This is a genomic window from [Actinomadura] parvosata subsp. kistnae (assembly GCF_900323885.1).
Taxonomy (GTDB): domain Bacteria; phylum Actinomycetota; class Actinomycetes; order Streptosporangiales; family Streptosporangiaceae; genus Nonomuraea; species Nonomuraea composti.
The window spans coordinates 232,635-259,110 of record NZ_OOHJ01000011.1; the positions used below are offsets into that span (position 1 = coordinate 232,635).

At 72.2% G+C, this 26,476-nt stretch carries 29 protein-coding genes and 1 pseudogene; 13 read left to right on the forward strand and 17 right to left on the reverse strand.

What is annotated here, in order from left to right:
• Positions 1-66 precede the first annotated feature (66 nt).
• Positions 67-1,260, forward strand: coding sequence for a flavin-dependent oxidoreductase (locus KIS93_RS11750; protein ID WP_080040086.1), 1,194 nt, complete (start codon positions 67-69; stop codon positions 1,258-1,260).
• A gap of 71 nt (positions 1,261-1,331) precedes the next feature.
• Here the strand turns inward: KIS93_RS11750 and KIS93_RS11755 are convergent, their stop codons facing one another.
• From KIS93_RS11755 to KIS93_RS11795, 9 genes are all read right to left on the reverse strand, one after another.
• Positions 1,332-2,174: an aldo/keto reductase gene (locus KIS93_RS11755; RefSeq protein ID WP_080040087.1), complete on the reverse strand. Its 843-nt coding sequence runs from the start codon at positions 2,172-2,174 to the stop codon at positions 1,332-1,334.
• Between the two features lie 52 nt (positions 2,175-2,226).
• On the reverse strand, positions 2,227-2,688 hold the full coding sequence (locus tag KIS93_RS11760; RefSeq protein ID WP_080040088.1) for an anthrone oxygenase family protein: 462 nt from the start codon (positions 2,686-2,688) through the stop codon (positions 2,227-2,229).
• 37 nt (positions 2,689-2,725) lie between these two features.
• Positions 2,726-3,181, reverse strand: a complete 456-nt coding sequence (locus KIS93_RS11765; protein ID WP_080040089.1) for an SRPBCC family protein — start codon at positions 3,179-3,181, stop codon at positions 2,726-2,728.
• A gap of 1 nt (position 3,182) precedes the next feature.
• Entirely contained in the window at positions 3,183-3,443 is a 261-nt protein-coding gene (locus KIS93_RS11770; RefSeq protein WP_080040090.1) for an acyl carrier protein, read from the reverse strand.
• Between the two features lie 100 nt (positions 3,444-3,543).
• On the reverse strand, positions 3,544-3,996 hold the full coding sequence (locus KIS93_RS11775) for an anthrone oxygenase family protein (protein WP_080040091.1): 453 nt from the start codon (positions 3,994-3,996) through the stop codon (positions 3,544-3,546).
• Positions 3,996-4,895 (reverse strand): NAD(P)-dependent oxidoreductase, encoded by a 900-nt coding sequence (locus tag KIS93_RS11780; protein ID WP_155129756.1) that lies wholly within the window; start codon positions 4,893-4,895, stop codon positions 3,996-3,998. The genes KIS93_RS11775 and KIS93_RS11780 overlap by 1 nt, the downstream gene beginning before the upstream one ends.
• A 2-nt stretch (positions 4,896-4,897) precedes the next feature.
• Positions 4,898-5,278 carry a SchA/CurD-like domain-containing protein gene (locus KIS93_RS11785; RefSeq protein WP_080040092.1) on the reverse strand — a complete coding sequence of 127 codons (381 nt, stop codon included), beginning with the start codon at positions 5,276-5,278 and terminating at the stop codon, positions 4,898-4,900.
• 18 nt (positions 5,279-5,296) lie between these two features.
• Positions 5,297-6,154: an LLM class flavin-dependent oxidoreductase gene (locus KIS93_RS11790; protein WP_080040093.1), complete on the reverse strand. Its 858-nt coding sequence runs from the start codon at positions 6,152-6,154 to the stop codon at positions 5,297-5,299.
• Between the two features lie 4 nt (positions 6,155-6,158).
• Positions 6,159-6,896, reverse strand: a complete 738-nt coding sequence (locus KIS93_RS11795; protein ID WP_155127870.1) for an SDR family NAD(P)-dependent oxidoreductase — start codon at positions 6,894-6,896, stop codon at positions 6,159-6,161.
• A gap of 219 nt (positions 6,897-7,115) precedes the next feature.
• On the opposite strand from KIS93_RS11795, the gene KIS93_RS11800 reads away from it, so the two are divergent.
• On the forward strand, positions 7,116-8,117 hold the full coding sequence (locus KIS93_RS11800; RefSeq protein ID WP_080040095.1) for a methyltransferase: 1,002 nt from the start codon (positions 7,116-7,118) through the stop codon (positions 8,115-8,117).
• Here KIS93_RS11800 and KIS93_RS11805 read toward each other — a convergent pair.
• Complete coding sequence (locus KIS93_RS11805; RefSeq protein ID WP_080040096.1) at positions 8,094-8,492, reverse strand: SchA/CurD-like domain-containing protein; 399 nt, start codon at positions 8,490-8,492, stop codon at positions 8,094-8,096. The two genes, KIS93_RS11800 and KIS93_RS11805, sit on opposite strands and share 24 nt — an antisense overlap.
• Before the next feature lie 230 nt (positions 8,493-8,722).
• Between KIS93_RS11805 and KIS93_RS11810 the strand changes: the two genes are divergently transcribed.
• Genes KIS93_RS11810 through KIS93_RS11820 form a run of 3 tightly spaced genes read left to right on the forward strand, consistent with a single transcriptional unit; the run spans position 8,723 to position 11,213 of the window.
• The gene (locus KIS93_RS11810; RefSeq protein WP_186404112.1) at positions 8,723-9,787 is read left to right on the forward strand and encodes a methyltransferase; all 1,065 of its coding nucleotides are present in this window, start codon (positions 8,723-8,725) and stop codon (positions 9,785-9,787) included.
• A 29-nt stretch (positions 9,788-9,816) separates the two neighbouring features.
• Complete coding sequence (locus KIS93_RS11815) at positions 9,817-11,013, forward strand: cytochrome P450 (RefSeq protein WP_080040098.1); 1,197 nt, start codon at positions 9,817-9,819, stop codon at positions 11,011-11,013.
• A 2-nt stretch (positions 11,014-11,015) separates the two neighbouring features.
• Positions 11,016-11,213, forward strand: a complete 198-nt coding sequence (locus tag KIS93_RS11820) for a ferredoxin (RefSeq protein WP_080040099.1) — start codon at positions 11,016-11,018, stop codon at positions 11,211-11,213.
• A gap of 67 nt (positions 11,214-11,280) precedes the next feature.
• Here the strand turns inward: KIS93_RS11820 and KIS93_RS68325 are convergent, their stop codons facing one another.
• The 5 genes from KIS93_RS68325 to KIS93_RS11845 form a co-directional block, all read right to left on the reverse strand.
• Positions 11,281-11,793 carry a Rossmann-fold NAD(P)-binding domain-containing protein gene (locus KIS93_RS68325; RefSeq protein ID WP_335673886.1) on the reverse strand — a complete coding sequence of 171 codons (513 nt, stop codon included), beginning with the start codon at positions 11,791-11,793 and terminating at the stop codon, positions 11,281-11,283.
• Between the two features lie 502 nt (positions 11,794-12,295).
• On the reverse strand, positions 12,296-12,520 hold the full coding sequence (locus tag KIS93_RS11830) for a ferredoxin (protein ID WP_080040101.1): 225 nt from the start codon (positions 12,518-12,520) through the stop codon (positions 12,296-12,298).
• A 14-nt stretch (positions 12,521-12,534) separates the two neighbouring features.
• Positions 12,535-13,722 (reverse strand): cytochrome P450, encoded by a 1,188-nt coding sequence (locus KIS93_RS11835; protein ID WP_080040102.1) that lies wholly within the window; start codon positions 13,720-13,722, stop codon positions 12,535-12,537.
• Positions 13,723-13,765: 43 nt separating this feature from the next.
• Positions 13,766-14,563 (reverse strand): SDR family NAD(P)-dependent oxidoreductase, encoded by a 798-nt coding sequence (locus tag KIS93_RS11840; protein WP_080040103.1) that lies wholly within the window; start codon positions 14,561-14,563, stop codon positions 13,766-13,768.
• A 112-nt stretch (positions 14,564-14,675) separates the two neighbouring features.
• Positions 14,676-15,164 carry a hypothetical protein gene (locus KIS93_RS11845; RefSeq protein ID WP_080040104.1) on the reverse strand — a complete coding sequence of 163 codons (489 nt, stop codon included), beginning with the start codon at positions 15,162-15,164 and terminating at the stop codon, positions 14,676-14,678.
• Positions 15,165-15,334: 170 nt separating this feature from the next.
• Here KIS93_RS11845 and KIS93_RS11850 point away from each other — a divergent pair, with 170 nt between their 5' ends.
• A complete protein-coding gene (locus tag KIS93_RS11850; RefSeq protein WP_080040105.1) occupies positions 15,335-16,363 on the forward strand; it encodes an LLM class flavin-dependent oxidoreductase in 1,029 nt (342 codons plus the stop codon).
• Positions 16,364-16,368: 5 nt separating this feature from the next.
• Positions 16,369-17,874: a DHA2 family efflux MFS transporter permease subunit gene (locus KIS93_RS11855; RefSeq protein ID WP_080040106.1), complete on the forward strand. Its 1,506-nt coding sequence runs from the start codon at positions 16,369-16,371 to the stop codon at positions 17,872-17,874.
• Here KIS93_RS11855 and KIS93_RS11860 read toward each other — a convergent pair.
• Positions 17,822-18,841, reverse strand: a complete 1,020-nt coding sequence (locus tag KIS93_RS11860) for a methyltransferase (protein ID WP_080040107.1) — start codon at positions 18,839-18,841, stop codon at positions 17,822-17,824. The two genes, KIS93_RS11855 and KIS93_RS11860, sit on opposite strands and share 53 nt — an antisense overlap.
• Positions 18,842-19,028: 187 nt before the next feature.
• Here KIS93_RS11860 and KIS93_RS11865 point away from each other — a divergent pair, with 187 nt between their 5' ends.
• Together KIS93_RS11865 and KIS93_RS11870 are read left to right on the forward strand one after the other, a co-directional pair.
• Positions 19,029-20,159 (forward strand): cytochrome P450, encoded by a 1,131-nt coding sequence (locus KIS93_RS11865; RefSeq protein WP_080040108.1) that lies wholly within the window; start codon positions 19,029-19,031, stop codon positions 20,157-20,159.
• Positions 20,156-22,186 carry a carbamoyltransferase C-terminal domain-containing protein gene (locus tag KIS93_RS11870; RefSeq protein ID WP_155127873.1) on the forward strand — a complete coding sequence of 677 codons (2,031 nt, stop codon included), beginning with the start codon at positions 20,156-20,158 and terminating at the stop codon, positions 22,184-22,186. The genes KIS93_RS11865 and KIS93_RS11870 overlap by 4 nt, the downstream gene beginning before the upstream one ends.
• Positions 22,187-22,196: 10 nt before the next feature.
• Here KIS93_RS11870 and KIS93_RS11875 read toward each other — a convergent pair whose 3' ends face one another.
• Positions 22,197-23,402 (reverse strand): nucleotide disphospho-sugar-binding domain-containing protein, encoded by a 1,206-nt coding sequence (locus KIS93_RS11875; RefSeq protein ID WP_222107408.1) that lies wholly within the window; start codon positions 23,400-23,402, stop codon positions 22,197-22,199.
• A gap of 147 nt (positions 23,403-23,549) precedes the next feature.
• On the opposite strand from KIS93_RS11875, the gene KIS93_RS11880 reads away from it, so the two are divergent.
• The 4 genes and pseudogenes from KIS93_RS11880 (at position 23,550) to KIS93_RS11895 (ending at position 26,379) form a co-directional block, all read left to right on the forward strand.
• Entirely contained in the window at positions 23,550-24,233 is a 684-nt protein-coding gene (locus KIS93_RS11880; RefSeq protein WP_222107409.1) for an SDR family NAD(P)-dependent oxidoreductase, read from the forward strand.
• 106 nt (positions 24,234-24,339) lie between these two features.
• Positions 24,340-24,678, forward strand: coding sequence for a TcmI family type II polyketide cyclase (locus tag KIS93_RS11885; RefSeq protein ID WP_080040112.1), 339 nt, complete (start codon positions 24,340-24,342; stop codon positions 24,676-24,678).
• Positions 24,675-25,127 carry a cupin domain-containing protein gene (locus KIS93_RS11890; RefSeq protein WP_080040113.1) on the forward strand — a complete coding sequence of 151 codons (453 nt, stop codon included), beginning with the start codon at positions 24,675-24,677 and terminating at the stop codon, positions 25,125-25,127. Before KIS93_RS11885 ends, KIS93_RS11890 begins: the two co-directional genes overlap by 4 nt.
• Positions 25,124-26,379 (forward strand): annotated as a pseudogene (locus KIS93_RS11895) (beta-ketoacyl-[acyl-carrier-protein] synthase family protein). Before KIS93_RS11890 ends, KIS93_RS11895 begins: the two are co-directional and overlap by 4 nt.
• The last annotated feature ends 97 nt before the right edge of the window (positions 26,380-26,476 follow it).

Consider the following 26,476-nt stretch of genomic DNA (forward strand, 5'->3'; position numbering starts at 1 on the left):
ACCGGCTCAAGTATCTTTACGAACGGATCGACCGTGTCCTGCCAGACGGCTTCGAGGAGACCGTTCATGCGCGTGGTCATCGCCGGCGCCGGCATCGCCGGGTTGACCGCCGCCCTGAGCCTGCACGCCGCCGGCATCACCGACGTCACCGTCCACGAGGCGGTGGAGGAGCTGCACCCGCTGGGCGTCGGCATCAACATCCTCCCGCACGCCATCCGCGAGCTGATCGAGCTCGGCCTCGGCGACCGGCTGGCCCGGATCGGGGTGGCGACCGCGGACCTGACCTTCCTCACCGCGCGCGGGCAGCGCATCTGGTCCGAGCCGCGCGGGCTCGCGGCCGGCTACCGGTGGCCGCAGTACTCGATCCACCGGGGCCGGCTGCAGATGATGCTGCTGGAGGCCGTACGCGAGCGCCTCGGCCCCGGCGCGGTGGTGCTGGGCTCCCCCGTCACGAGCCTCGACCACGACGCGGACCTGCTGGTCGGCGCCGACGGCATCCGCTCCAGCGTCAGGCAGGCGCTGTTCCCGGACGAGGGCGAGCCGCTGCCGGGCGGTGACGTGCTGTGGCGCGGCACCACGTACGCGCGGCCGTTCATGACCGGCAGGTCCATGCTCATGGTCGGCGACAGCACCCAGAAGCTCGTCATCTACCCCATCGCGCCGCCCGGGGACGACGGCACCCAGCTGATCAACTGGGCCATCCAGCGCGCCGCGCACGTGGAAGGGGTGCCGCGGGGCGACTGGAACCGGCCCATCGGCGTGGAGCGGGTGCTGCCCCACGTGGAGGGCTGGCACTGCGACGAGCTGGACGTGCGGGCGCTCATCGCGGGCGCGCACCAGGTGTTCGAGTATCCGCTCGTCGATCGCGACCCGTTACCGTACTGGTCGACGGAGAGGGTGACGCTGATGGGCGACGCGGCGCACCCGATGTATCCGACCGGCTCGAACGGCGGCACCCAGGCGGTGATCGACGCGCGGGTGCTGGCGTACGCGCTGGGCACCGGCCAGGGCCTGAAGTTCTACGAGGAGCAGCGCCGGCCGGTGACGAGCACCATCGTGCTGGCCAACCGCGGCGACGGGCCCGAGGTCATCCTGAGGCTGGCGCACCAGCGCGCCCCCGATGGCTTCGCCGACATCGAGGACGTCCTGCCGCTGGCCGAGCGCGAGGAGATCGCGCTGCACTACAAGAAGCTGGCCGGCTTCGAGCCGGCGACGCTGAACGCCCGCCGCAGCTGGTCGGTCCCCGCCCGCGAGCATTGAGCCGGACACCGCCGAGGGACCCGCCCGCGAGCATTGAGCCGGACACCGGCCGAGGGACCCGCCCGCGAGTCTCAGGCGGCGGCTCCCGCCAGCGCCTCCATGTCCTGGTCGGTGAGGCGGAGGGCGGCGGCGTCCATGTTCTCCTCCAGGTGGGCGAGGGAGCCGGTGCCGGGCGTGGGCAGCAGGACGGGTGAGCGGTGCAGCAGCCAGGCGAGCGCGACCTGGTTCGGCGTCGCGCCGTGCCGGGCGGCCACCTCGGCGAGCGGGGAGCCCTCGGCGGCGGTGAGCTTGCCGTTGCCCAGCGGGAACCAGGGCAGGAAGGCCAGGCCGCGCGCCTCGCACAGCTCCAGCACCGGCTCGGAGTCCCGGTCGAGCAGGTTGTAGCGGTTCTGCACGGAGGCGATCTCGGTGATCGTCATGGCCTCGGCCAGCTCCTCCGGCGTGACGGTGTCGAGGCCGATGTGCCGGATCTTGCCCTCCGTACGCAGCTCGGCGAGGGTGCCGAGCTGGTCGGCGAGCGGCACCTCGGGGTCGATGCGGTGCAGCTGGTACAGGTCCACGGTCTCGACGCGCAGGCGGCGCAGGCTGGCCTCGCACCTGGCGCGCAGCGACGCGGGCCGCCCGTCGATGTGCCACACGTTGGGGCCGGTCCTGATCACGCCGCCCTTGGTGGCGAGCACGAGCCCGTCCCCGTACGGGTGCAGCGCCCGCGCGACCAGCTCCTCGGCGAGGTCGGGGCCGTAGTTGTCGGCCGTGTCGATGAGGGTGGCGCCGCGTTCCACGGCGCGGCGCAGCACGGCGACGGCGTCCTCGGGCGGCAGCCGCTCGCCCCAGTAGCCGAAGCCGGTGAGCTGGCCGGTGCCGTACCCGAGGCGGTTGACGGTGAGCCGGCCCGCGATGGCGAAGGTCGTCATGGACGACTCTTCTATCAGCGCCGCGGCCCGGCGGCTCGTGCGGGGCGGCCGTTCAGAGGGCCAGGCCGACGACGGCGCAGTTGATGAGCAGGGCCAGCGTGGACAGGGCGGTGCGGATGCGGTTCCAGGTGCCCCACCGCCGGCGCGGGTCCTGCTCGGCGAAGTCGTCGGGCAGGTTGTCCGGGTCGAGGTCCCGTACCCACCGGTTCACCGGCACGTTCTGGGTCAGCGAGATCGCGATCGTGCCCAGGCAGAGCGCGGCGGCCACCAGGTAGGACACGCGGGCGACGGGGCTCGCGGCGAGCAGGCCGAGCGCCAGGTCGCCCAGCGTGGTGATCAGCAGGCAGGCCGGCATGAACGGGTCGTAGCGGGTGGAGAAGAACGCGTGCGCGTGCACGTAGCGGTCAGGCGGCAGGCTGGCCAGCAGCGGCCAGCCGCCGAGCTGGGTGCCCAGCAGCACCCCCGCCGCCAGGCCGTTGGCCAGTAGGACGAGCGAGACGACGATCTCCAGCACGGGCTCCTCCAGTCAGCCGGCCGCCTGTGGGTTCCGCCTAGCCGCGCTTGGCGGCGGCTTCCACCTTTTCCTTGATCAACTGCATCTGGACGGGGGTGTTGCGGTTGAGGCGCTCCTGCATGGCCGCGTCGCTGACCGGCGCCTCCGCCTTCATCTCGAAGTCCTGCACCCAGCGCATGCGGACGCCGCCGTCCTCCTGCAGGTACTCCCAGTAGATCCACATGTACTTGAACGGCCCGGTCTCCACCCGCTGCGAGCGCACCGTCCTGGTGGCCTCGTCGGGGCGGCGCGCCGACACCCAGCTCCACACCTTGCCGTTCTCGTCGGGGTGCAGGGCGAGGCGGAAGAGGATCGTGCCGTCCCGATCCGAAATGATCTTGGCTTCGGAGTACTCGCTGAACAGCTCGGTCCAGGACTCGATGTCGTTCGTCATGTCCCACACGAGCTGCATCGGCGCGTTGATGACGATCTCGTTGTCGGTGTGCCCGGCCATGTCACGCCCCCGCCTTCGCCGTCAGCAGCGAGTTGATGTACGTGACCGCCCTGGCGGGCGTCGGCATGTCGAGCACGGCGTCGTCGCTGATCTGCACGCCGTAGCGGCGTTCCACCTGGCTGCACAGCTCCAGCAGGGCCAGCGAGTCGTAGCCGAGGTCGCCGAACCCCATGTGCTCGATGTCGCCGTCGAGGTCCGCCTGGTCGGTGTCCCCCATCTGGCGCAGGATCGCCCGCAGCTCGTTCAGGTCGAAGGCGCTCATATTCTCCGTATCTCCATTCATCCGCGCCGGAGTCCGGCGGCTGGGACCGTCCCAGGTTCGTCCATCCGTCTGAAAGCACTCTCGAGGCGCGCTCGACACTTCACGCGAGCACCACGGCCAGAGCGTTCGCCGTCACCCCGAGCAGGGCGAGGGTGGTGCGCAGCAGGTGCCAGCGCCGCCACAGCGGCCGGGGGTCGCGCCAGTCGGGCGGCACCTCGGCCGGGTCGAGGGACTTGACCACCCGGTTGATCGGGACGTTGCAGAAGTGCGAGACCACCGAGACGCCGAGCAGCAGCACGGCGGCCGTGGCGAAGAGCAGGGCGGTGGCGGCGCTGGTCAGCAGGGCGAGCACGATGTCGATGACCGTCGAGGTGAGCACGATGATCGGCATCGTGGGGTCCCACCGCCGGCCGACGAGCTGGTGGGTGTAGACGTAGCGGTCGGCCGGCATGGCGATCAGCGCGGGCAGCACGCTCAGCGCCACCGCGAACAGCACCCCGGCCACCACGCCGCTGCCCACCAGCGCCGCCACGGACAGCAGCTCCGTGACCATCACGGCCCGCCCGCCGGACCCGTCCCGGCGGCGTTACCCGTGCGCGGTTCGGCGACGACCGCCGCGTCGTCGTCGCCGCGCCCGGCCGCCAGCACGGCGGCGTACGCGTCGAGCGCGCGCAGCGTCACCGGCAGGTCGGCCCCGTGCGCCACCCCTTCCTGACTGGCCAGGGCGAGGTCCTTGTGCATGAGCGCGGCCCGGAAGGCGGCCGGCCGGTAGGTGCGCCCGCGCATGAACTGCGCGCGGAAGGACAGCACCGGCGAGCGCCACCCGCTGCCGTCGAAGACGCCCAGCAGCACCTCGCGGTCGATGCCCATGGCCTCGACGAACCGCACCGCCTCGGCCAGCCCGAGGATCTGCACGCCCAGCATCAGGTTGAACGCGAGCTTCAGCGCGCTGGCGTTCCCCGTCGGCCCGAGGTGGCGGACCTCCTGGCCGATGGCGTCGAGCACGTCGCGCACCTCCTCGACCGCCGCCTCCTCGCCGGCGGCGAAGACGCGCAGGGCACCGGTCGCGGCCATGGCCGGGTTGCCCAGCACGCACGCCTCCACGCGCCGCACCCCCGCCTCGGCCAGTCGCTTGGCGGCGTGCACGGCGAACGTCGGCGTGACGGTCGAGGTGTCGACGACGATCGTGCCCGGCCGCAGCCGCCCGTCGAGCTCGCCGAACAGCACCTGCTCCACGGCGGCCTCGTCGGCCAGGCTGAGCACCACCACCTCGGCGCCGGCCACCGCCTGCGCGGCCGAGTCGGCGACCGTGGCGCCGGCCTTGCCCACCGGCACGGCCTTCTCCGGCGTGCGGTTGTGCACGGTGACGGCGGCGCCGGCGTCGAGCAGGGCGCACGCCATCCCGGTGCCCATGCCGCCCAGCCCGAGCACGGCGATCGACTTCGGCTCCACGGTCACCTTCCCGCGGGGTGGGTCTGCACGGACAGCTGGGAGATGCAGCGCATGGTGGCGTCGCGGAAGTAGCGGCCGAACCCGGCCTCGTCGCTGGTGTCGCGCTGCTCCTGGAGGTAGGGGGCGAGCTGGTCCTCGATGAGGTGCACGCCGCGCTGCTTGGCCATGTGCCGGGCGATGGCGGCGAACTCGCCCTCGTAGTGGATGACGCGCACCATGATGTCGTCCTTGATGAAGACGGCCGTGCCGAGCAGCCGGCCGGCTGCCGCGCCGTCGTCGCCGGCGAAGTCGGGGGTGTCCACGCGCTGGAAGCCGGCGAAGATGTCGGCGATCTCGTCCTCGTGGCCGGGCTTGACCCGGTAGGTGATGGCCGCGTACGGCATGGCAGTCCTCCCTCTTGGCTACCCGAAGGCCACTTTGGCGATCAGGTCGAGCTGGTCGGCGTCAGGCGTGCAGGGGATCAGCATGAGCTCGTCGCATCCGGCGGCGGCGTAGCCGTCGATGGTCTCGCGCAGCCGGGTGTCGTCGGCGATCACGCTGTCGGCCAGGAAGCGGGCCTTCTGGCCGGTGTAGGCGTAGTAGTCGAGCAGGTAGCGGGCGCCGTCGCGCTTGCGCTCCGCGCCGGGGGCGACGTAGGCGAGGGCGCCCAGCCGGGGGGTGTCGGTGCGGCCGGCGTCCGTCCACGCCTGGCGCACGGACGCGGCCACGTCGGCGTACCGGTGCAGCGGGGTGCTGCCGGAGATCCAGCCGATGCCGTACGCGGCCGCTCTGGCCAGTGCGGCGTCGGAGTTGCCGCCGACCCACAGCGGGATGCCGCCGCGGGCGGGGCGGGGGCCGATGCCGGGGACGGCGCCCTCGCCGGCCCAGACGCGCCGCATCTCGCCGAGCAGCGCGTCGAGCCGCCGGCCGCGCCCGCGGTACGGCACGCCGGTGGCGGTGAAGTCGTCCTCGCGCCCGCCGGCGGCGACGCCCACGACGAGGCGCCCGCCGGACAGGCGGTCCACGCTGGCCAGCTGCTTGGCCAGCAGCGCGGCGCTGGGGTGGTAGCCGGCCAGCAGGATCGTGGGGGCCAGCGTGATGCGCTCGGTCACGGCGGCCGCCGCCGCGAGCGCCACCACGGTGTCGTAGCTGTCGTAGACCAGCCGGTCGAGCACGGCCAGCGTGCTGAAGCCGAGCCGGTCGGCCCGGCGGGCGAACTCGGCGAGCTCCCGCCCGTCCGCGCCGGGCACGGTGCTCGGCAGTCCGACTCCGATGTCCATAGGCTCAGATCCCGCCGTCGACGTTCAGCGTCACGCCGCTGATGTACTGGGAGGTGTCGCCGGCCAGGAACAGCACGGCGCCGGCCACGTCGTTGGGCCGGCAGAGCCGCCCGAGCGCGGTGATCGCGACGATGCGCTCGACCGCCTGCGGCGGCAGCCCCGCACCCGGCTCGGTCTCGGTGAGGCCGGGCGCGACGAGGTTGACCCTGATGCCGCGCGGCCCCAGCTCCTTGCACAGCCCCCGGGTGAACCCGACGAGCGCCGCCTTGGAGGCGGAGTAGTGCACGGCGTTGGGCCGCCCGCGCAGCGCCGCCGACGCGCCGATGTTGACGACCGAGGCGCCGTCGGCCAGGACGCCCAGCATCGCCTGCGTGACCAGGTAGGCGGAGGTCACGTTGTAGTCGAGCAGCCGCTGCCACTCCTCGCCCGAGATCGTGGCGAAAGGCGCGGAGCCGTCCACGCCGACGTTGTTGACCAGGACGTCGAGCCCGCCGAGCTCCTCCTCCACGGTGCCGGCCAGGCGGCGGTTGTCCGCGGAGTCGGTCACGTCGGCCCGCACCACCCGGTTGCGGTCGCCGAGCTCCTTCAGCTCCCTGGCCAGGCTGTCGGAGTCCTCGCCCTCCGTGTGATGACAGGCCAGGACGTGTGCGCCGGCCTGCGCGAAGGCGAGGACCGTGGCCCGGCCGATGCCTCTGGTCCCACCGGTCACCAGCACGCGCTTGCCGCGTAGCCCTTGATCCACCAGACCGTTCCTCTCCGTGCGACGTGCGGCTCTGCTGAGCCGGCCAGGGCCCATCGTGGGGGCGGCGGCTGGTCCGTCCCTCGAATCGCGGTCGAGAGCGCCGGCCGGCTCCGGCTGGCTCCAACCGGCTTCGAGCAGGTCTCCACCCCGCGATGGGAGCGTCGCCAGCGACCCGGCACCACCGTCGGCATCGCACGGGTGCGAGAAAGGAAGTCACGTATGACGGGCTTGGACGTCACCACCCCCGCCGGACTCATCCGGCTGTGCAACGCCTTCTGCGAGTCGAAGGCGCTGCTCACCGCGGTGGAACTCGACCTGTTCACCGAGCTGCACGACAACCCGGCCACCGAGGAGGAGATCCGGGTGCGGCTCGGGCTGCACGGCCGCGGGCTGCGCGATTTCCTGCTCCTGCTGACCGCGCTCGGCCTGCTGGAGCGGCAGGGCAAGCGTTACCGCAACGCCGCGGGCGCCGACCAGTACCTGGTGCGGGAGCAGCCGACCTACATCGGCGGATTCATGCGCAGGGCCAACGACAACCTCTATCCGGCCTACGGCAAGCTGTCGGAGGCGCTGCGCACCGGCCTGCCGCAGGCGCAGGGCGACTTCGACGACGTGCTGCGCGACCCGAAGATCCTCGGCCGCTTCATCCACATGATGGATGCGCTGACCCAGGTGCTGGGCCCGCAGCTCATCGAGGCGTACGACTTCTCCGCGCACGGGACGCTGCTCGACGTCGGCGGCTGCCGGGGCAACCTGGCCGGCCAGATCGTCAAGGCGCACCCGGACCTGACCGGCACGGTGTTCGACCTGCCGCAGATGGAGCCGTTCTTCGACGAGCACATGGCGAGCCTCGGCCTCACCTCGAAGATGACCTTCAACCCGGGCGACTTCTGGAACGACCCGCTGCCGCAGGCGGACGTCGTGGTCATGGGGCACGTGCTGCACGACTACGACTTCGACAAGCGCAGGTTCCTGGTGGAGAAGGCCGCCGCGGCGGTGCGCCCCGGCGGCGCGCTGCTCGTCTACGACCGGATGCTGGACGAGGGCCCGGCCCAGGTGGAGAACCTGGTGATCAGCCTGGACATGCTGCTGGTCAGCGAGGGCGGCTCGGAGTACCCGGTCGAGGAGCTGCGGCAGCACGCCGCGCTGGCCGGCTTCACCTCCCTGGAGGAGAAGCGGCTCGGGGACTTCGACACGCTACTGATCTGCCGCAGAGGCTGAGGGCTGCGGATGCCGGGGCACCGCGAACTGCGTGATGCAGCGCAGCTCGCTGGCGCGGAAGGTGCGCATGAACCCCTCGACCGTGCCCGTGTCGCGCGGGTTGTTCAGGTAGGGGGCGAGCTTGCGCTCCACCTCGGCCACGCCGGGCTGGGCGGCCATGAAGCGGATCACCGCGTCGAGGTCGCCCTCGTACTCGATGAAGCGCACGAGCGTGCTGTCGCGGATGAACACCGCCGTGGCCAGGATGCGGCCCGCCTGCTCGCCGTCGGCGCCGGGGACGACGTTCCCCGACGGCCGCCGGAAGTTGCTGAAGACCTGCGCGACCTCGTCCTCGCATCCGCCCTTGATGTCATAAGTGATCGCCGTGTACGGCATGGCAACTCCTCGTGATCGGCAACGTCGCCCCAGCATGCGCAGCGGGCCTCGAAGCGCCCTCGCGAACCACTCAGCGCGCGCCGTCCGGCGCCGACCCGCGGAGCGGACAGATCCGCTCCATGACGACTTGCTCCGCCCTTGAGCCGCCAGTGGGAGCTTGCCAGACACGGCAGGACCCCGGCCCAGCTCAGGGCGGCCGAAGCACACCTGTCCCTCAAGGAGGATTCGGGATGACCACGACCTCGACCGACCGTGTCCCGGACCAGGGTCCGCTCGACGACGGCGGTGTCCAGCAGGAGATGCTGCTGATGCTGGCCGGCAAGTGGGTGGCGGGCACGTTGAACGTGCTGGCCCGCGTCGGCGTCGCCGACCTGCTCGCCGACGGCCCGCGCAGCATCGACCAGCTGGCCGCGGCGACGAACACGCACGCGCCGACCCTGCACCGGTTCATGCGCGCCGCCGCGTCCGTCGGCGTCTTCGCCGAGCGCGAGGACAAGACGTTCGAGCTGACGCCGAAGGCGCAGTACCTGCGCAGCGACGTGCCCGGCTCGCTGCGTTACCTGGCCTACTTCTACGGTGAGACCACCGTGTGGAACTGCTGGGGCTACGCCATCGACACGCTGCGCACGGGCGAGCCGAACGGCAAGAAGCTGCGGGACGGCAAGAACTTCTTCGAGTACCTGGAGCAGGAGGCGCCGGAGTTCGCGGCGGCCTTCCACAAGGCGATGTCGGAGCTGAACGAGAGCCGCGCACCGAAGATCGCCGACTCCTTCGACTTCGGCCGGTTCGGCACGATCGCCGACATCGGCGGCGGGCAGGGCCGCTTCCTGTCGGCGATCCTGCGGCGCTACCCCGAATCGCGCGGCATCCTGTTCGACATCGAGACGGCCATCGCCTCGGCGCCGCCGGTCCTGGCCGCGCAGGGGGTGGCCGACCGGGTGCGGCTGGTCAGCGGCAGCTTCTTCGACGAGGTGCCGTCCGGCGCGAACGCGTACACGCTGAAGGCCGTCATGCACGACTGGGCGGACGCGGAGTGCCGCAAGGTGCTCGGCCGGATCAGGCAGGCGATCGGCGACGACGCCGACGCGCGCGTCCTGATCGTGGACGGGGTGGTGCCCGAGGGCAACGACCCGCACTACATCAAGCTGATGGACATCTCGATGGCGGTGACCAACGGCGGCCGCGAGCGGACCGTCGCCGACTGGACGAACCTCGTGCAGGAGGCCGGTTTCGAGGTCGTGGAGATCCACCCGACCCTGCCGCCGCACAGCATCGTCGAGGCCCGGCCGGTCTAGTGGGCCCGTCTAGCCAGAAGGCGAGGAAGATGAGCAGCGAACAGCCCATCCCGTACCCGTTCCCGCGCCCGTCGGCCCTCGACGTGCCGGCGGAGCTGCGGGACCTGCGCGAGCGCCCGGTGGTGCCCGTGGTGCTGCCGAGCGGCGACCGGGCGGTGCTGGTGACGCGGTACGAGGACGTGCGGTCCGTGCTGACGGACCCGCGCGTCAGCCGCAACCTGAACCGCCCGGACGCGGCCCGCATGACCTCCAACAACAAGATGTTCCAGGACGAGCGGATGGACCCGGACCCGCCGGAGCACACCCGGGTGCGCCGGCTGGTGATGAAGGCGTTCACGGCCACGATGGTCGAGAACCTGCGCCCCAAGGTGCAGGAGATCGTGGACGAGCTGGTGACGAAGATGGAGCACGGGCCGTGCCCGGCCGACATCTCGGAGTCGCTGGCGTTCCCGCTGTCCATCCGGGTCATCTGCGACCTGCTGGGCGTGCCGGCGGAGGACCAGGACCGCTTCCGCGGCTGGACGGACCGGTTCCTGTCGACCGGCAAGTACTCCGGGCCGGAGATCGGCGCGGCCATGAAGGAGATCGGCGCCTACATGGGCCGGCTCATCGAGACCCGGCGGGCCGATCCCCGTGACGACCTGATCAGCGCGCTGACGCAGGTCCACGAGGACGACGACACCCGGCTGAGCGAGTACGAGCTGCACTGGTGGTGCCGGCTGCTGCTGCTGGTCGGCTACGAGACGACGGCCAGCCAGATCGGTTACCTGGTGGCGAAGGTGCTGGCCCATCCGGACCAGCTCGCCAAGCTGCGGGCGGACCTGTCGCTGGTGCCGGCCGCCGTCGAGGAGGTGCTGCGCTGGAAGCTGCTCAACGGCTCGCTGTCGATGCTGCGTTACGTCACCGAGGACATCGAGGTCGGCGGGGTGACGGTGCCGAAGGGGACGAGCATCATCCCGGCGGTCGAGTCGGCGAACTGGGACGAGAGCGTGTTCTCCTGCCCGCACGAGTTCGACGTCGACCGGGCCTACAACTACCACCTGACATTCAGCGTGGGGCCGCACTTCTGCATCGGCGCCTCGCTGGCCCGCCTGGAGCTGCAGATCGTCCTGGACACCCTGCTGCGCAGGTTCCCGGACCTGCGGCTGGCCGTTCCCCCGGCCGAGCTGGGCCGCAGCGAGGGCACGCTGATCGGGGGGCTGCTCGAGATCCCGGTGGAGTGGTGAGCATGCGGGTGACGGTGGACCGCGACACCTGCTGCGGCAGCGGCCTGTGCGTGGCCGCGGTCCCGCAGGTGTTCGGGCACGACGACGAGACCGTCGTCGTGGTGAACGAGCCGCGGCCGCCGGCCGCCCTCGCGGACCTGGTCCGCGAGGCGGCCCGGCGCTGCCCGACGGGGACGATCCGGCTGCTCGACGACGAGTGAGCCACACGCACGAACGAAGAAGCTGCCGGCGGTGATCCGCCGGCAGCTTCTTTCGTCTGGTGGCCGCTCAGCCCTTCAGCAGGCGCGCCTCCACGTCGGGGTCCAGCGGGGCCAGCTCGTGGGCCGTGCGGTAGCCGCCCTGGGACGACTCCTCGGGCGTGTCCCCGCCCACCTCGCGCAGCCACTCCCAGGTGTCGGCCACGGTCTCCTTGACGGGCCGGCAGCGCAGCCCGGCGGCCACCGCCTTGGAAACGTCGGTGCGGTGCAGCAGCTCGTGCATCTCGCCCGGCGGCAGCCAGCCCGGCAGGCCGGTCCACGGCCGGATGCCCGCCGCGAGGATCTGCTCGGGGTCGATCCAGCGCAGCTCGGCGCCGGCGCCGGTGACCTCGGCGCAGGCGGTGAGGAAGTCCTCCATCGTGGCGTGCTCGGGCGGGCACACCAGGTTGTAGACGCCGTGCAGGCCGCGCCCGGCGGCGTCCAGGGTCCAGGTGGCCAGGTCGCGGACGTCGATGTACTGCAGGGACGCGGTGCGGGGCCCGGCGCGAGCTGGGGGCCGCCGCGGGCGGCGCGGCGCAGCCACCACGGCACCCGCCCGGAGTTCTCCCGGGGGCCGAAGATCAGCCCGGGGCGCAGGCGCAGGGACCGCTCGCCCATCGCCTGCTCCGCGGCCACCTCGCCGCCCGCTTTGGCCTCCCGGTAGGTGACCTCGCCGTCGTCCGGAGAGCCGGCCACCACGGGCCGCTCCTCGGTGAGCGGCGCGGGCACGGGGAAGTCGTAGATGCCGCGGCTGGAGACGTAGGTGTAGTGGCCGATGCGGCCGTCCAGCAGCCGCAGCGTGTCGCGCACGACCCGCGGCGGGCCGGACCACGTGTCCACCGCCAGGTCCCACTCGCCCTGCGCGAGGGCGGCCATGCCGTCGGTCTGTGTCCGGTCGCCGTGCAGCGCCCGGACGCCGGGCGGCGGCTCGTGCCGCCCCCGGTGGAACACCGTCACCTCCCATTCCCTGGCCAGCGCCGCCTCCGTCACGGCGCGGCCGACGAACTCGGTACCACCCAGCATCAAGATGCGCATCCGGTTCCTCATCATCTTCCGGCAATGGAATCGGTCCGCCCGGAGCCGCTGCTCACGCGCAGCGCCCCGGACGGGCAGAGCCGCTCCGCTCGGAGCGCCTTCTTCCGCGCGTCCCCGGAGGGGTCGGCGGTCAGCACGACGACCAGGCCGTTCTCGTCCTGGTCGAAGACGCCGGGCGCGGTCAGCGCGCACATGCCGGCGCCGATGCACACGTCCTGGTCTCCCTGGATCTCCATCGGTCCGCCTCCTCTCACCAGGTGACCGGCAGCGCGTCGATGCCCTGGATCGCGCCCGGCGGGCGGGGCGCCAGCTCCTCCGCGGGCACGGTCATGCGCAGCGTCGGGATGCGCTGCCACAGAGCCGTCAGCGCGATCTGCAGCTCCAGCCGGGCCAGGTTCTGGCCGAGGCACTGGTGGCGGCCGTAGCCGAAGGCGATGTGCCCGCCGGCGTCGCGGCCGGCGTCGAAGACGTCCGGGTTCTCGAAGACCTCGGCGTCCCGGTTGGCCAGCGAGGCGGGGACGAGGACGCCCTCCCCCGCCTTGATCACCACCCCGTCGATCTCGATGTCGGCGGTGGCGACCCGGATGTTGGCGCTGTCGGCGATCGACTGGTAGCGCAGCAGCTCCTCCACGGCGGGCACGATCGCCTCGGGGTCGGCCCGGATCGCGGCGAGCTGGTCCGGGTTCTCCATGAGCGTGACCGCGCCGAGGGAGATCATCGCCGCGGTGGTCTCGTGTCCCGCGATGAGCAGCGACATGGCCGCCAGCGCGAGGTCGTCGTCGGAGATCCGGCCGGTGCCGGCCAGTCGCCCGATGAGGCCGGCACCGTCCGGGGTCTTCTTGTACTCGGTCACCAGGTGCTCGAAGTAGGCGAGCAGCTCGGCGCCCGCCTGGCGGCCCTCCTCCGTGGAGAAGGTCCGCACGAGCCGCCTGATGGCGTCCTGGAAGAAGTCGCGGTCCTCCCAGGGGGCGCCGAGCAGGCGGCAGATCACCCGGAAGGGCACCGGCAGGGCGAAGTCCCGGTACAGGTCGGCGGGCGGGCCCTGCGCCAGCATGTCGTCAAGGGACTCGTGCACGATGCGCTCGATGTCGGCCCGCCGCTCGCGGACCTTCTTCAGCGTGAAGTCCGGCAGGAACATCCGCCGCTGGATGTCGTGCTCCGGCGGGTCCATGCCGATCAGCGCCTGGCGCTTGCGCTCGGTCAGCAGCTCGACCTGCACCGAGATGACGGGGAAGCCGGGGCGCCTGCGGTCGGACGAGAGTCTGGGGTCCTTCAGCAGCGTCCTGGCCTGGTCGTACCGGGTGACCAGCCACGCGAGCTGGCCGGCGTAGGTGGTCACCCGGCGCAGCGCCGGGCCCTGCCGCAGCTCCGCGTACGCCGGGGGTGGAAGGTGCGGGCAGACGCGGGCCTGCGGGAAGGCGGGCGGTGCTGTGGTCATCGCTTCTCCTGCTCGTGTCCTGAACAACCGGCCGGCGAGCGCATCAGTGTCCGCCGGCCACGTAGATCACTTGGCCGCTGACGTTCCCGTTGGCCTCCGAGCTCAGGAAGAGCACGGTGTTGGCGACGTCCGCGGGCGTCGACACCTTGCCGACGGGGCGGTCCTGGTTGAGCATGCGCTTGATCTGTACGTCGTCGAGCTCGGCGAACCTCGCCTGCTTGTCCTCGGGGAAGCGCCGCAGGAAGCCCCTGCTGACGGTGGCGCCGGGGGCGACCACGTTGACGAGGATGCCGTCGGGGGCCAGCTCGGTGGCGAGCGTGCGGCCGAGGCCGTGCAGCGCCATCTTGCTCGACACGAAGGCCTCGTCGCCGACGGCCCCGCGGGTGACGATGTTCGCCGAGATGAGGATGATGCGGCCCCAGCCCTGCCGGCGCATCGCGGGCAGGGCGGCCTGGACGGTGTGGAAGGAGCCCTCGACGTCGGCGCGCAGCAGCGGCGACCACTCCTCGGCCGGGATCTCCTCGAACGGCACGGGGGTGGTGCGGGTGCCGTCCTGCGCGGAGGCGCTGAGCACGAGGACGTCGAGCCGCCCCCACTCGGCCAGGACGCCTTCCACGGCCGAGCGGATGGCCGCCGGGTCGGCGAGGTCGTACTTGACGACCATGGCCTGCCCGCCGCGCTCGCCGATGACGCGCGCCAGCTCCTCGGCGCGTGCGGCGTTGTGCCGGAAGGTCACCGCGACGCGGGCGCCCTCGGCCGCGAACGCCTCGGCCATGGCGGCTCCGATGGAACCGCTGCCTCCCGTGACCAGTACGACCTTGCCGGCGAGTCCCAGTTCCATGCTGGCTCCCTTCGATGTCTAGCGTCGCGGTGCCGCGTCGACGTCGGCTCGAATCCGACTGAAGCGGGCCCTGAAGCGGGCCCTGACGCGGACACTGATTGCGGGCACGGCTTCAGTAGCGGGTCCCGGCGGTGGCGCTCTGGACCACCGCGACCTGGTTGCCCTGGGTGTCGAAGGCGGTGCCCGTGCCCGAGGCCGTCCAGGTGGTGGCCGAGGTGAACCGGCCGGACTGCTGCACGCGGACCTCTCCGGTGTAGGTTCCGTCGTCGTCGGCGTACATGAAATGGCGGAAGGTGAACTCGAAGCCCTGCGTGGTGGGGCGCCAGGAGCCGAGGCTCAGGTGGCCGGCGCCGGTGGTGGTGCCGAGGCAGATGCGGTCGGCGGTGAAGGCGAACAGGCCGTCCTCGCCGGGCCGGTTCGGGATGTCGAAGGTCACCTTGACGGCCCAGGTGCCGAGCAGCGGGCTGCCGAGCCGGTTCTCGGCCGTGTCACCGGTATCGGCGGTGGCGGCGGTGGCGCCGCCCAGCAGGCCGAGGCCGACCAAGGGGGCGAGGGTCCCGCCGCGGCTGAGCAGGCTGCGCCGGTTCAGTTCCGTTCTCATCCGGACTCCTTCCGAGCTCCAGGGGGCTCTCCTTTATCGGGCGTCCTGCTCGAGCGGCGGTCCAACCTGGGTCGTCCGCCGCTCGGCCGCTGCCTGCTCCGTCTTCGAGGCGCACCTGTGAGCCTGAACGAGCAGGCCCAGCTCCACCTCATAGAAGGGACAGCCCCGGCATGAAGCTCGGTGTCAACCTCTCCTACCTCGACGCGGAGGAGGTCGCGCGGGAGGCCGAACGGCTCGGTTACGACGTCGCGGTGGTCCCGGAGGGGTTCCGCGCGGACGGCGCGACCGTCCTCGGCGCCGTGGCCGCCGCGACCACGCGGATCGGCCTGGCCTCCGGCGTCTTCCAGATCCCCGGCCGCACGCCGGCCATGACCGCCCTGACCGCCTCGACGCTCGACACCCTGTCCGGCGGCCGGTTCCGGCTCGGGCTCGGGGTGTCGAACCCGGACATCTCCGAAGGCTGGCACGGCGTGCCGTTCCGCCGCCCGCTGGCCAGGACCAGGGAGTACGTGGACATCGTGCGCCGCACCCTGGCCCGCGAGGCGGTCACCCACGACGGCGCGCACTTCCGGCTGCCGCCCGAGGGCTGCGTGGCGGCGCCGTTGCGGCTCTACAGCGAGCCGGTGACCGAGCGGCTGCCGATCTACCTCGCCGCGGTCGCGCCCGGCGGCCTGGAGCTGGCCGGGGAGATCGCCGACGGCTGGCTGGGCGCGTTCTCCCCGCCGGACGAGCTGCCCAAGGTCACCGAGTCGCTGCGCGCGGGCCGGCTGCGCGCCGGGCTGCCGATGGCCGGGTTCGAGGTGCTGTGCGGGGTCCCGATGGCGCTGGGCACCGAGGTGGACGTGGCGGCCGTGCCGATCCGCGGGTACCTGTCGCACTTCCTCGGCATGGGCGGGCGCAGCCGCAACATCTACCTGTCGTTGTTCGAGCGGATGGGCTACGGCCGGGAGACCGGCATCGTGCACGAGCGGATGTCCTCGGGCGACCCGCACGGCGCGGCGGCGGCGGTGCCGGCCGGCCTGGTGGACCGCATCTCGCTGCTCGGCTCCGCCGACCGGATCGCGGCCAGGATGCGGGCGTACGCCGAGCACGGCCTGACGACGCTGGTGATCTCGCCGTTCGGCGCGACGACGGCCGAGCGGATCGAGATCGTGCGGCTCGCGGCTACGGCGCTCGGCCGCGCCGGCCTGGCGGCCTGATCGCCATGAGCGACAGCGGAACGGGCCGGCGGCGGGGCGGGCTCCGTGGGCTGCGCAGCCTGCGCGGCAACCCGTGGGCGGTCATGACGACCACCTGCCTCGGCTACTTCATCACGATCCTGAACTCCACGTCGGTCAGCATCGCCGTGCCCCAGATCCAGGCCGGGCTGGGCGCGAGCCTCAGCGAGGTGCTGTGGGTGGTCGGCGGCTACGTGCTGGCGCTGGCGGTGCTGACCGTCACCGCCGGCCGGCTGGGGGACGTGGCGGGGCCGCGCAACGTGTTCCTGGCCGGGATGGCGGTGTTCACCGTCGCCTCGGCGCTGTGCGGGTTCGCCCAGTCGCCGTGGCAGCTCATCGGCGCCCGGCTGCTCCAGGGCGTCGGCGCCGCGCTGATCATCCCGCAGACGCTGACGATGATGACGCTCGTCATCCCGCAGGAGCGGCGGGGGCGGGCCAGTGCGGTGTGGGGGGTGACCGCCGGGCTGGCCGGGGTGGCCGGCCCGACGCTCGGCGGCCTGCTGGTCTCGACGGCCGGATGGCGCTCGGTGTTCGCGGTGAACCTGCCGGTGGGTGTGCTGATCATCGTCCTCACCCTGCTGCTGGTGCCGCCCGCGCAGTCGCAGCGGGCGGCCCGGCGGCTGAACGCGGCGGGCGCGGCCCTGGCCGGCCTCGGGCTCGGCGGGATCACGTTCGGCCTGCTGGAGGGCAAGGAGTACGGGTGGGGCACGGTCGTGTCGTTCGTGACCGTGCCGATGATCATCGGGGCGGGGGTCGTGCTGCTGGGCGCGTTCGTGCTGCACCAGCACCGGGCGCGTGAGCCGCTGGTGCCGACGCGGCTGTTCGCCGACCGCACGTTCACGGTGATGACCGTCTCGATGGCCATCGTGTCGATGTGCGTGATCACGCTCTCGCTGGCCATGACGCTGTACCTGCAGTCGGTGCTGGGCATGTCGGCCGCGCACGCGGGGCTCACGCTGGCGCCGTGGGCGCTGGGCATGACGGTCGGGTTCCCGGTCACGGGCCGCATGGTCGACCGGTTCGGCGCGGAGCGGGTGCTGCTCGGCGGCATGATCGTGTACGCCACCGCCCTGGCCACCGTCGGGCTGCTGTGCCGGCCCGGCGTGAGCGGCGTCCTGCTCGTGGTGCCGCTCGCGGTGGCCGGGCTGTCGCAGTCGGCGGCCTTCGGCCCGATCACCGCGCTGGCGATGCGGGACGTCGGCCCCGACCTGGCGGGGGCGGCGTCCGGGGTGTTCAACACGATCCGCCAGACCGGCACGCTCATCGGGGTCTCCGTGCTGGGCACGGTGCTGCAGGCCCGGCTCGACGCCGCGACGGCGGCCGGGGCCGGGTTCGGGGCGACGTTCAGCGACGCGGTCCGGCTGACGCTGATCGGGTGCGCCGCGAGCGTGCTGCTCGCGGCGCTGGGCGGTTACCTCAACGGCCGCCGGGCGCGGGCGGTCAGCCCCGAACCCGTGCCACGGCCAGATGCAAGTCGGTCCCCGTCGGCGTGATGCCCTCGAAGTCCAGCCCGGCCCGCTCGAAGAGCGCCGCGTAGTCCTGCTCCGTGCGCTCCTTGCCGCCCATGACGAGCAGCATGTGCAGGTCCATGGACGGCACGAACTTGCTCTCCGGCGGATCCTGCAGCAGCGGGTCGGCGATGACGATCCGGGCCCCCGGCTTGGCCGAGGCGGCGACGTTGCGCAGGATCTGCTCGGAGTCGTCGTCCTCGTACATGTGCAGGGTCAACTTGAAGACGTACACGTCGGCGTCGAACGGCACCTCGCGGAAGTAGTCGCCGGTCACCAGGGCGCAGCGCTCGGACAGCGGGCCGGACAGCAGCTCGTCGTCGACCACGGCCAGGGTGGGCTCGATGTCGAACCAGACGCCCGACAGGTGCGGGTTGTGCTCCAGGATGGCCCGCAGCAGCGTGCCCTCGCCGCCGCCCATGTCGGCGACCGTGCGCGCGCCCTCCAGCGGCAGCGCCCGCACGAGCTGCGGGTTCATCTGGTCAGACCAGGACGTCATCCCGCGGAACATCCGTGCCTGCGCGTCGGGGTGGTCCTTGAGGTAGGTGAAGAAGTCGGTGCCGAAGACGTCGGGGAACAGGCACTTGCCGGCGCGGACGGCGTCGGCGAGCTTGCCCCACATCACCCAGCCCCAGTCGGCCGGGGTGAGCAGGGTGTGGATCAGGCCGCCCGGAGCGTCCCTGCGCATGCTCCGTGACATCTCCGTGTGCTGGTAGGCGTCCGGGGTGACCTGCTCGAAGATGCCGTACGCGGCGAGCGCGCGCAGCAGGCGGGCCAGGGCCTTCGGTTCCGCGTCGACCTTCGCGGCGATCTCGCGGACCGGGGTGGGCCCGTCGCCGACCGCGTCGGCCAGGCCCAGCTCCGCCGCCGCCCGCACGATCGCGGCGTCGTGCACCGAATTCGACAGGCGGCGAACCCTGGCCGCGGGAGAAGGTTCCGTTTTGCTGCTCATTTCCGCTTCCTCTCACCACGCGGTGGACGATGTGCCGCCTCATGCTGTGCTCGGCCGCTCGAACAGCGAGCGAGAGCAGGACGAGAGTCCAGCGCCGCTTGCGGGCGCCTTGAGCCGTGCCGCCCATCGTCGTCGGTGACGACATCCCGCCGTGCGTGACGGCATCTCGGAGAGCAGGAGATCATCGATGACGCTCAAGTTCCCGTTCGACTGGCCGCCCGGGGCCCAGCCGCCGGAGGAACTCGCCAAGCTCCGGGACGAGCCGGTGGTGCGGGCGGTCATGCCGAGCGGCGACCCGGTCTATCTGGTGACGCGCTACGCGGACGTCCGGGCGGTCCTGTCGGACCGGCGCGTGAGCCGCAACCGGGAGCGCCCCGGCGCGCCGCGCATGACCGCGGCGCCCAGGACCAAGATGTTCCAGAACCCGAAGATCGACCGGGACCCGCCCGAGCACACCCGCATGCGCCGGCTCATGACCAAGGCGTTCACCCCGTCGCGGATCGAGCGGCTGGGCCCGTACGTCGAGGAGGTGGTGGTGGAGCTGCTCGACCGCTGGCGCAGGCCGCCGGTGGACCTGGTCTCCGAGTTCGCCCTGCCGCTGACGCTGCGGGTCATCTGCCGCCTGCTCGGCGTGCCGGTGGCCGACCAGGAGCGCTTCCGCACCGGCCTGGGCGAGGCGTGGCAGTACATCGGCGAGCTGATCGAGGCCAAGCGGGCGAACCCGGGCGACGACCTGATCAGCGAGCTGATCGAGGTGCACGACGACCAGGACGGCCGGCTGAGCACGCACGAGCTGCACGTGTGGAGCACGGTGCTGCTGATGGCCGGGCACGAGACGACCGCCGCCCAGATCGGCAGCGGCGCGGTGCTCCTCATGCGGCATCCCGACCAGCTCGCCCTGCTGCGCGAGCGGCCGGAGCGGATCCCGGACGCGGTGGAGGAGCTGCTGCGCTTCCAGGTGGCCGGCCACTCGCTGTCGATGCTGCGCTACGTCACCGAGGACATCGACGTCGGCGGCGTCACCATCCCGGCCGGCTCCGGCGTGGTGCCGGTGCTGGAGTCGGCCAACTTCGACGAGTCGGTCTTCCCTGACCCGCTGCGCTTCGACGTCACCAGGGACGCCAGGGACCAGATCGCGTTCAGCGCCGGACCGCACTACTGCCTGGGCGCGGCGCTGGCCAGGCTCGAGCTGCGGATCGCGTTCGCCGCGCTGATCGGCCGCTTCCCCGGCCTGCGGCTCGCGGTCGACGTCGGCGAGCTCAGGCACCACGACAACCCGCTCGAACTCGGCTTCGTCGAGGTTCCCGTCACCTGGTGAGCACTGGAGGAATGATGCGAGACGGCTACTACCTTTCGAGCTACCTGACCATCCCGGGGCTGCACCGGCTGGCGATGGTGTCCTACCGGCACGACAACAACATCTCCCTGTGGCGCAAGGACGGATCGCAGGTCCAGCTCCTCGGGCACTGGGAGTTCGAGCGGATGACCGGCCTGAAGCACCACCGCACGCCGTTCCTGAGCATGGAGGACCTGCGTGACTTCGTGAACGGCCTGATCGGCGCCTTCGGCGTGTCGCTCGACGACATGACGGAGGTGTGGGGCACCCCCGGGCTGGCCACGACGAACGACTACCACTTCGTCGAGGAGTACCCCGAGCTGTCCTTCCACAGCATCGCGCACCTCTACAGCGCGATGCTGCTGGACAGCGAGATCTTCTTCGACGGCGACATTCTCGCGCTCGCCGTGGACGGCGGCCCCGACCGGCTGCTCGACCAGCAGTACAAGCGGTTCTGGTTCACCGGCGCGGTCAGCCGCCGCGGCGTCGTGGAGACCTTTCCCGTCGCCTCGCCCGGCCTGCTCTACAGCACCGCCAAGGACCGGTTCAAGATGCGCGAGGGCACGCTGATGGCGCTCGCGACGGCGACCACGGCCGCCGGGCGCTGCGACCGCCAGGCCATCCTCGACACGTACGACTTCACCGGCCTGGCCGCGCTGGAGGGCGCGCCGAAGGCGTTCGAGGAGATCGTGGCGCAGGTCAAGGAGAGCGCGGACGTCGATCCCGCGTTCACCGAGGAGGAGAGCTTCGTCAGCGCCGCCATGAAGGAGATCCAGGCGATCTCCGTGATGGCGATGGAGCGCAACATCGAGACCGCGCTGGAGCGCTTCGACCTCGACCCGGCGACCACGCACCTGGCGCTGGCCGGCGGCTACGCCCTGAACTGCCCCACCAACAGCCACCTGATGGCCAAGTACGGCTTCCGCGGCTTCCTCGCCCCGCCGTGCGTGGACGACGGCGGCCAGTCGGTCGGCATCGGCCTGGCCGCCTTCCACAAGAAGACCGGCGGCGAGCGGTTCACCTTCCGCTTCCCCGGCGCCTACCTCGGCCGCCAGGACGACGACCTCGACGGGGCGCTGGCCGAGTTCGGCGACTACGTGGCCGACGTCTCCGACCTGGACGAGGACCAGGCGGTGCGGGACATCCTGGCCGAGCCCATCGCCTGGTTCCACGGCCGTTCCGAGATCGGGCCGCGGGCGCTGGGCAACCGCAGCCTCATCGGCGACCCGACGTCACGGGCCGCCAAGGACGCGCTCAACCAGTTCAAGCTGCGCGAGTGGTGGCGGCCGGTCGCGCCCGTGGTGCTGGAGGAGCACCTGGACGACTGGTTCGAGGACAGCCGGCCGTCGCCGTACATGCTGGAGACCTTCACCATCCGCGAGGAGCGCCGCGACCAGATCCAGGCGGTCGCGCACCTCGACTACTCCGCGCGCGTGCAGTCGCTCAACGCCGGGCAGAACCCGGCGCTGCACCGGCTGCTGACCGCCTTCCACCGGCACACCGGCGTGCCGATGCTGTGCAACACCTCGCTGAACGACAAGGGCGAGCCGATCATCGACACCATCCGGGAGGCCATGAACTTCTGCCTGCGCAGGAGGATCAGCGTCGGCTACTTCAACGGGCGGCGGGTGGCCTTCCACAACTTCGACGCCTACCCCGCCCAGGGGCCCTACCCGCGCACGCGGGAGCTGTTCGTCGAGATCCCGGAAAGCCGGGCCAGGGCCGTGCACGCCGAGCTGAACCCGTACGGGCTGCCGGAGCTGTACCTGCACGTGCTGTTCCTGGACCTGGCGCTGAGCGGGAAGTTCGACCTGCGCACGGAGGAGGGGGCGGCGGAGGCGTACGAGGCGGTGGACAGCCGGCTGCGCGCCGACCCGTCGCTGCGGCAGGCCGCCGAGCGCAGCATGCGCCGGGCGGAGCACCGCTTCACCACGTTCGGGCCGGACGCGCTGCTCAACCTGGAACTGGGCGCGGTCCGCCAGATCACCGCCCCTGACAGGAATCAGTAACGGGCAGGAATCAGTGACGGGCAGGAATCAGTGACGGGCAGGAATCAGTGACGGGCCAGGGACGGTTGTAGCTCGGCCAGCGCGCCGGCCACCTCGGCCGGCGTCGCCTGGCCGCGCATCCCCTCCGCCAGCTCGCCGGCGGCGCGGCGCGGCTCGGGGTCGTCCAGCAGCCTGGACACCTCCTCCCGCACCGTCGCCGGCGCCAGGTCGGCCAGGCTGAGCACCGTCGCGGCCCGGTGGCCACGGCCCGCCCGGTGTGGCCGGCGTGGTCGGGCAGCTGCGGCACCAGCAGCATCGGCACCCCGGCCGCCAGCGCGGTGAGGATGCCGCCGGCGCCGCCGTGCCCGACGAAGGCGTCGCAGTCGCGCAGGACGTCCTTGATCGGGACGTCCACCACGACGCGCACGTCGTCCGGCAGGTCCTTGCGCGCGGCCAGCAGGTCCCGCTGGGCGGCCGAGACCGCCAGCACCACCTCCACGCCCGTGCCGGCCAGGGCGGCGGCGAGCCGGTCGGCGATGAAACGCTCCGGGTCCACCTTGGCGATGGTGTGCCCCCAGCTCACGCACACGCGCGGGCGCCGGCGCGGCTCGGGCGGCCGCCACGGCTGGTTCTCCGGCCCGTTGTAGGGCAGGTAACGCACCGGCAGCACCCGGTGCTCTCCAGGCAGCTGCATCGTCGCCGGCACCGGGTCCACGGTCACCGTCCCGTACGGGTCCACCGGCCCGGCGCCGAGCCGGTCGGCCAGCGGCGCCATCGCGTCCGGCAGCACGGCGCGGGCCCGCTGCAGCAGGTCGACGCCGTAGAGCTGGCGCACCGCCGGCACCCCCGTGACCGCGGCGGCGATCGGGCCGGCCAGCGTCACCTGGTCGTACACCACGAGGTCGGCCCGCCACTCCCCGATCAGCCGGACGAGGCCGGCGGCCATCGACTCGGCGTGCGCCATCAGCATCCGCAGCACCCGCGGCCCCTTCCCCTCCCGCCGGGGCGCGGGCCCGCCGGCGCCGGGCAGCGGCAGCAGGTACTCGTGGACCATCCCGGCCGTGTCGACGTCCGTGCCCACCACCGCCGCCGGCAGGTCGGCGCGCAGGACGTCGCGGGTCAGGCCGGGCTCGCTGGCGAAGATCACCTCGTGGCCGGCGGCCCGGCAGGCCCGTGCCAGCGGGACCAGCGCGTACAGATGCGAGGGCCAGGCCCAGGTCGTGAACACCACCCGCATGGGGCATCTCCTCCTCGGCAGTCAGCGGGGCGCCCGGGGCCGTCCGCCGCCGGCGCGCCCTCCTGCGCCGACCATGGCACCGCACCCTGGAGCCTCGCTGGAGCGCGGCACCGCCGAACGTCGAGCGGGCCCGGTCATCGTGGCGGGGTGAGCGAACCACGTACCGCCCTGATCACCGGGGCCAACCGAGGGCTGGGGCACGCGACCGCCGCCGAGCTGCACCGGCGGGGGCTGCGCGTCGTCGTGACCGCACGGGACGCCGGCGAGGCCGCCGAGGCGGCCGCGCGCATCGGCCCGGACGTGCTCTCCCATCCGCTCGACGTCACCGACGAGGCCGGCGTCGAGCGGGCGGCGAAGGAGCTCGGGCCTGTGGACGTGCTCGTCTGCAACGCGGGCGTGCTGCTCGACACGGGCGACGACCCGCTGTCGGTGCCGCTGGAGCGGGTGGCGCGGACGCTGGAGGTCAACCTGCTGGGCGGCTGGCGGGTGGCTCAGGCGTTCGTGCCGGGGATGGTGGCCAGGGGCTGGGGGCGGGTGGTCTTCGTCTCCAGCGGCACCGGGTCGTTCAGCGTGGGGCTGTGGACGGGGGCGCCGGCGTACTCGGTGTCCAAGACCGCCGTCAACGGGCTGACCACCATGCTCGCCACCTGCACCAAGGGCACGGGCGTGCTGGTCAACGCGGTCAACCCCGGGCAGACGAGGACCAGGATGGTGCCCACGGCCGAGCGCACGCCCGAGGAGGCGGCCACGGACATCGCGGACGCGGCCACCCTGCCCGACGACGGGCCGACGGGCGTGTTCCTGCGCGGCGACCGGCAGATGGGCTGGTGACCGCGCTGGAACCGGCTCCGGCGCTGGAGCTGACTTCGAGCACCCTTCCACTGCCCGCAACGACCATCGCAGCAGTTTTCCGATCACCTTCGCAGGAGGCCAGAACGTGCACCGGACACTGATCGTCGCCAAGCTGAGGAGCGCCGACAACACCGGGCCGATCGCCGACACGTTCGGCGAGTCCGACGCGACCGAGCTGCCCCACATGGTGGGTGTGAGCCGGCGGACCCTGTTCCACTTCCACGACCTGTACTTCCACCTCGTGGAGGCGGACCAGGACATCTCCCCCAACCTCTACAAGGCGCGCAGCCACCCGCTCTATGAGGACATCAACGCGCGGCTGGCCAAGCTGGTCGCGCCGTACGACCCGAACTGGAAGGAGCCGAAGGACGCGATGGCGACCCCGTTCTACGTGTGGACCTCGGAGGAGGGCAGGATCCAGTGACCGCAGCAGAGACGACCCCCGCCAAGACCGTGAAGCCCGCCGTGGTGAAGGCCGCGGAGGTGGCGCCGAACCGCCGCCGCGGCGGTGACATCCGGGTCACGCTCAGCCCGAAGACGACCGCGTGCACCTCCGGGTTCGGGGGCGTGCTGTACCTGGGGGCCGGCGAGCACGTCGCCGAGCACTACCACCCGTACTCGGAGGAGTTCCTGCACGTGATCGCCGGCGAGCTGGAGATGAAGCTGGACGGCGAGCCGGTCCGGATCGGGCCGGGCGACTCGCTGCTGGTGCCGATCAACGTGCGCCACCGCCTGGTGAACGTCGGGGACGTCGAGGCGCACGTGGTCTTCCACCTGTCACCGCTGGCTCCCCGCCCCGACCTCGGGCACGTGGACACCGAGGAGCTGCCGGCCCCGCACGAGCCCGGCCCGCAGGTCGGAGGGCCGCGTTGAGCAGACAGGCGGTGATCACCGGGATCGGCGTCGTCGCGCCCGGCGGCATCGGGCGCGAGGCGTTCTGGAGCCTGCTGACCGCCGGACGCACCGCCACCCGGCGGATCACGCTGTTCGACCCGAGCGCGTTCCGCTCGCAGATCGCGGCCGAGGTGGACTTCGACCCGAAGGCGGCGGGGCTGTCGGCGCAGCAGATCAGGCGCATGGACCGGGCGGCGCAGTTCGCCACGGTGTGCACCAGGGAGGCGGTCGCCGACAGCGGCCTCGACCTGTCGGGCATCGAGCCCGACCGGGTCGGCGTCTCGATCGGCAGCGCGGTGGGCTGCACGATGGGCCTGGAGGAGGAGTACACCGTCCTGGCCGACGAGGGCCGCCGCTGGCTGGTGGACCACACCTACGGGGTGCCGCACCTGTACGGCTACATGGTGCCCAGCACGCTGGCCGTCGAGGTGGCCTGGGAGGCGGGCGCGGAGGGCCCGTCGGCGCTGATCTCGACGGGCTGCACCTCGGGCCTGGACGCGGTCGGGCACGGCGCGGTGCTGATCGAGGAGGGCTCGGCCGACGTGGTGATCGCGGGCGCGACGGACGCGCCGCTGTCGCCCATCACGTCGGCGTGCTTCGACGCGATCCGGGCGACGTCGCCGAACAACGACGACCCGGAGCACGCCTCGCGGCCCTTCGACGCCAAGCGGGACGGGTTCGTGCTCGGCGAGGGCTCGGCCGTGATGGTGCTGGAGGAGGCCGAGGCGGCGCGGCGGCGGGGGCGCGGGTGTACGCCCGCGTCGCCGGCTTCGCCAGCCGCAGCAACGCCTTCCACATGACCGGTCTCAAGCCGGACGGGCGGGAGATGGCCGAGGCCATCCGGGTGGCGCTGGACCAGGCGAGGCTGGACCCGTCGGACATCGACTACATCAACGCCCACGGGTCGGGCACGCGGCAGAACGACCGGCACGAGACGGCGGCGTTCAAGCGCAGCCTGGGGCAGCGCGCCTACGAGATCCCGGCCAGCTCCATCAAGTCGATGGTGGGCCACTCGCTGGGCGCGATCGGCTCGCTGGAGGTGGCGGCGTGCGCGCTGGCGCTGGAAAGGCAGGTCGTGCCGCCGACGGCGAATCTGCACAATCGTGACCCTGAGTGCGATCTGGACTATGTTCCGCTCACGGCCAGGGAGCACGAGATGGACGCGGTGCTGAGCGTCGGCAGCGGTTTCGGCGGCTTTCAAAGCGCAATGGTGCTCGCTCGCCCCGCTTAGTGGCCCATTCCCTGAGTCGGCACTCAGGATTGGCCATTCCGCACTAATAAAGTTATCGCAGAATGTCAAGATCACCGAGGGGGAGATCCCTGAAACC

Excerpts from the sequence above, each read along its gene's own strand:
- KIS93_RS11750 (WP_080040086.1), top strand. The coding sequence starts at position 67 with ATGCGCGTGGTCATCGCCGGCGCCGGCATCGCCGGGTTGACCGCCGCC.
- KIS93_RS11755 (WP_080040087.1), bottom strand. The coding sequence starts at position 2,174 with ATGACGACCTTCGCCATCGCGGGCCGGCTCACCGTCAACCGCCTCGGG.
- KIS93_RS11765 (WP_080040089.1), bottom strand. The coding sequence starts at position 3,181 with ATGGCCGGGCACACCGACAACGAGATCGTCATCAACGCGCCGATGCAG.
- KIS93_RS11770 (WP_080040090.1), bottom strand. The coding sequence starts at position 3,443 with ATGAGCGCCTTCGACCTGAACGAGCTGCGGGCGATCCTGCGCCAGATG.
- KIS93_RS11775 (WP_080040091.1), bottom strand. The coding sequence starts at position 3,996 with ATGGTCACGGAGCTGCTGTCCGTGGCGGCGCTGGTGGGCAGCGGCGTG.
- KIS93_RS11785 (WP_080040092.1), bottom strand. The coding sequence starts at position 5,278 with ATGCCGTACGCGGCCATCACCTACCGGGTCAAGCCCGGCCACGAGGAC.
- KIS93_RS11790 (WP_080040093.1), bottom strand. The coding sequence starts at position 6,154 with ATGGACATCGGAGTCGGACTGCCGAGCACCGTGCCCGGCGCGGACGGG.
- KIS93_RS11800 (WP_080040095.1), top strand. The coding sequence starts at position 7,116 with ATGACGGGCTTGGACGTCACCACCCCCGCCGGACTCATCCGGCTGTGC.
- KIS93_RS11805 (WP_080040096.1), bottom strand. The coding sequence starts at position 8,492 with ATGCCGTACACGGCGATCACTTATGACATCAAGGGCGGATGCGAGGAC.
- KIS93_RS11810 (WP_186404112.1), top strand. The coding sequence starts at position 8,723 with ATGACCACGACCTCGACCGACCGTGTCCCGGACCAGGGTCCGCTCGAC.
- KIS93_RS11815 (WP_080040098.1), top strand. The coding sequence starts at position 9,817 with ATGAGCAGCGAACAGCCCATCCCGTACCCGTTCCCGCGCCCGTCGGCC.
- KIS93_RS11820 (WP_080040099.1), top strand. The coding sequence starts at position 11,016 with ATGCGGGTGACGGTGGACCGCGACACCTGCTGCGGCAGCGGCCTGTGC.
- KIS93_RS11830 (WP_080040101.1), bottom strand. The coding sequence starts at position 12,520 with ATGGAGATCCAGGGAGACCAGGACGTGTGCATCGGCGCCGGCATGTGC.
- KIS93_RS11835 (WP_080040102.1), bottom strand. The coding sequence starts at position 13,722 with ATGACCACAGCACCGCCCGCCTTCCCGCAGGCCCGCGTCTGCCCGCAC.
- KIS93_RS11840 (WP_080040103.1), bottom strand. The coding sequence starts at position 14,563 with ATGGAACTGGGACTCGCCGGCAAGGTCGTACTGGTCACGGGAGGCAGC.
- KIS93_RS11845 (WP_080040104.1), bottom strand. The coding sequence starts at position 15,164 with ATGAGAACGGAACTGAACCGGCGCAGCCTGCTCAGCCGCGGCGGGACC.
- KIS93_RS11850 (WP_080040105.1), top strand. The coding sequence starts at position 15,335 with ATGAAGCTCGGTGTCAACCTCTCCTACCTCGACGCGGAGGAGGTCGCG.
- KIS93_RS11855 (WP_080040106.1), top strand. The coding sequence starts at position 16,369 with ATGAGCGACAGCGGAACGGGCCGGCGGCGGGGCGGGCTCCGTGGGCTG.
- KIS93_RS11860 (WP_080040107.1), bottom strand. The coding sequence starts at position 18,841 with ATGAGCAGCAAAACGGAACCTTCTCCCGCGGCCAGGGTTCGCCGCCTG.
- KIS93_RS11865 (WP_080040108.1), top strand. The coding sequence starts at position 19,029 with ATGACGCTCAAGTTCCCGTTCGACTGGCCGCCCGGGGCCCAGCCGCCG.
- KIS93_RS11875 (WP_222107408.1), bottom strand. The coding sequence starts at position 23,402 with ATGCGGGTGGTGTTCACGACCTGGGCCTGGCCCTCGCATCTGTACGCG.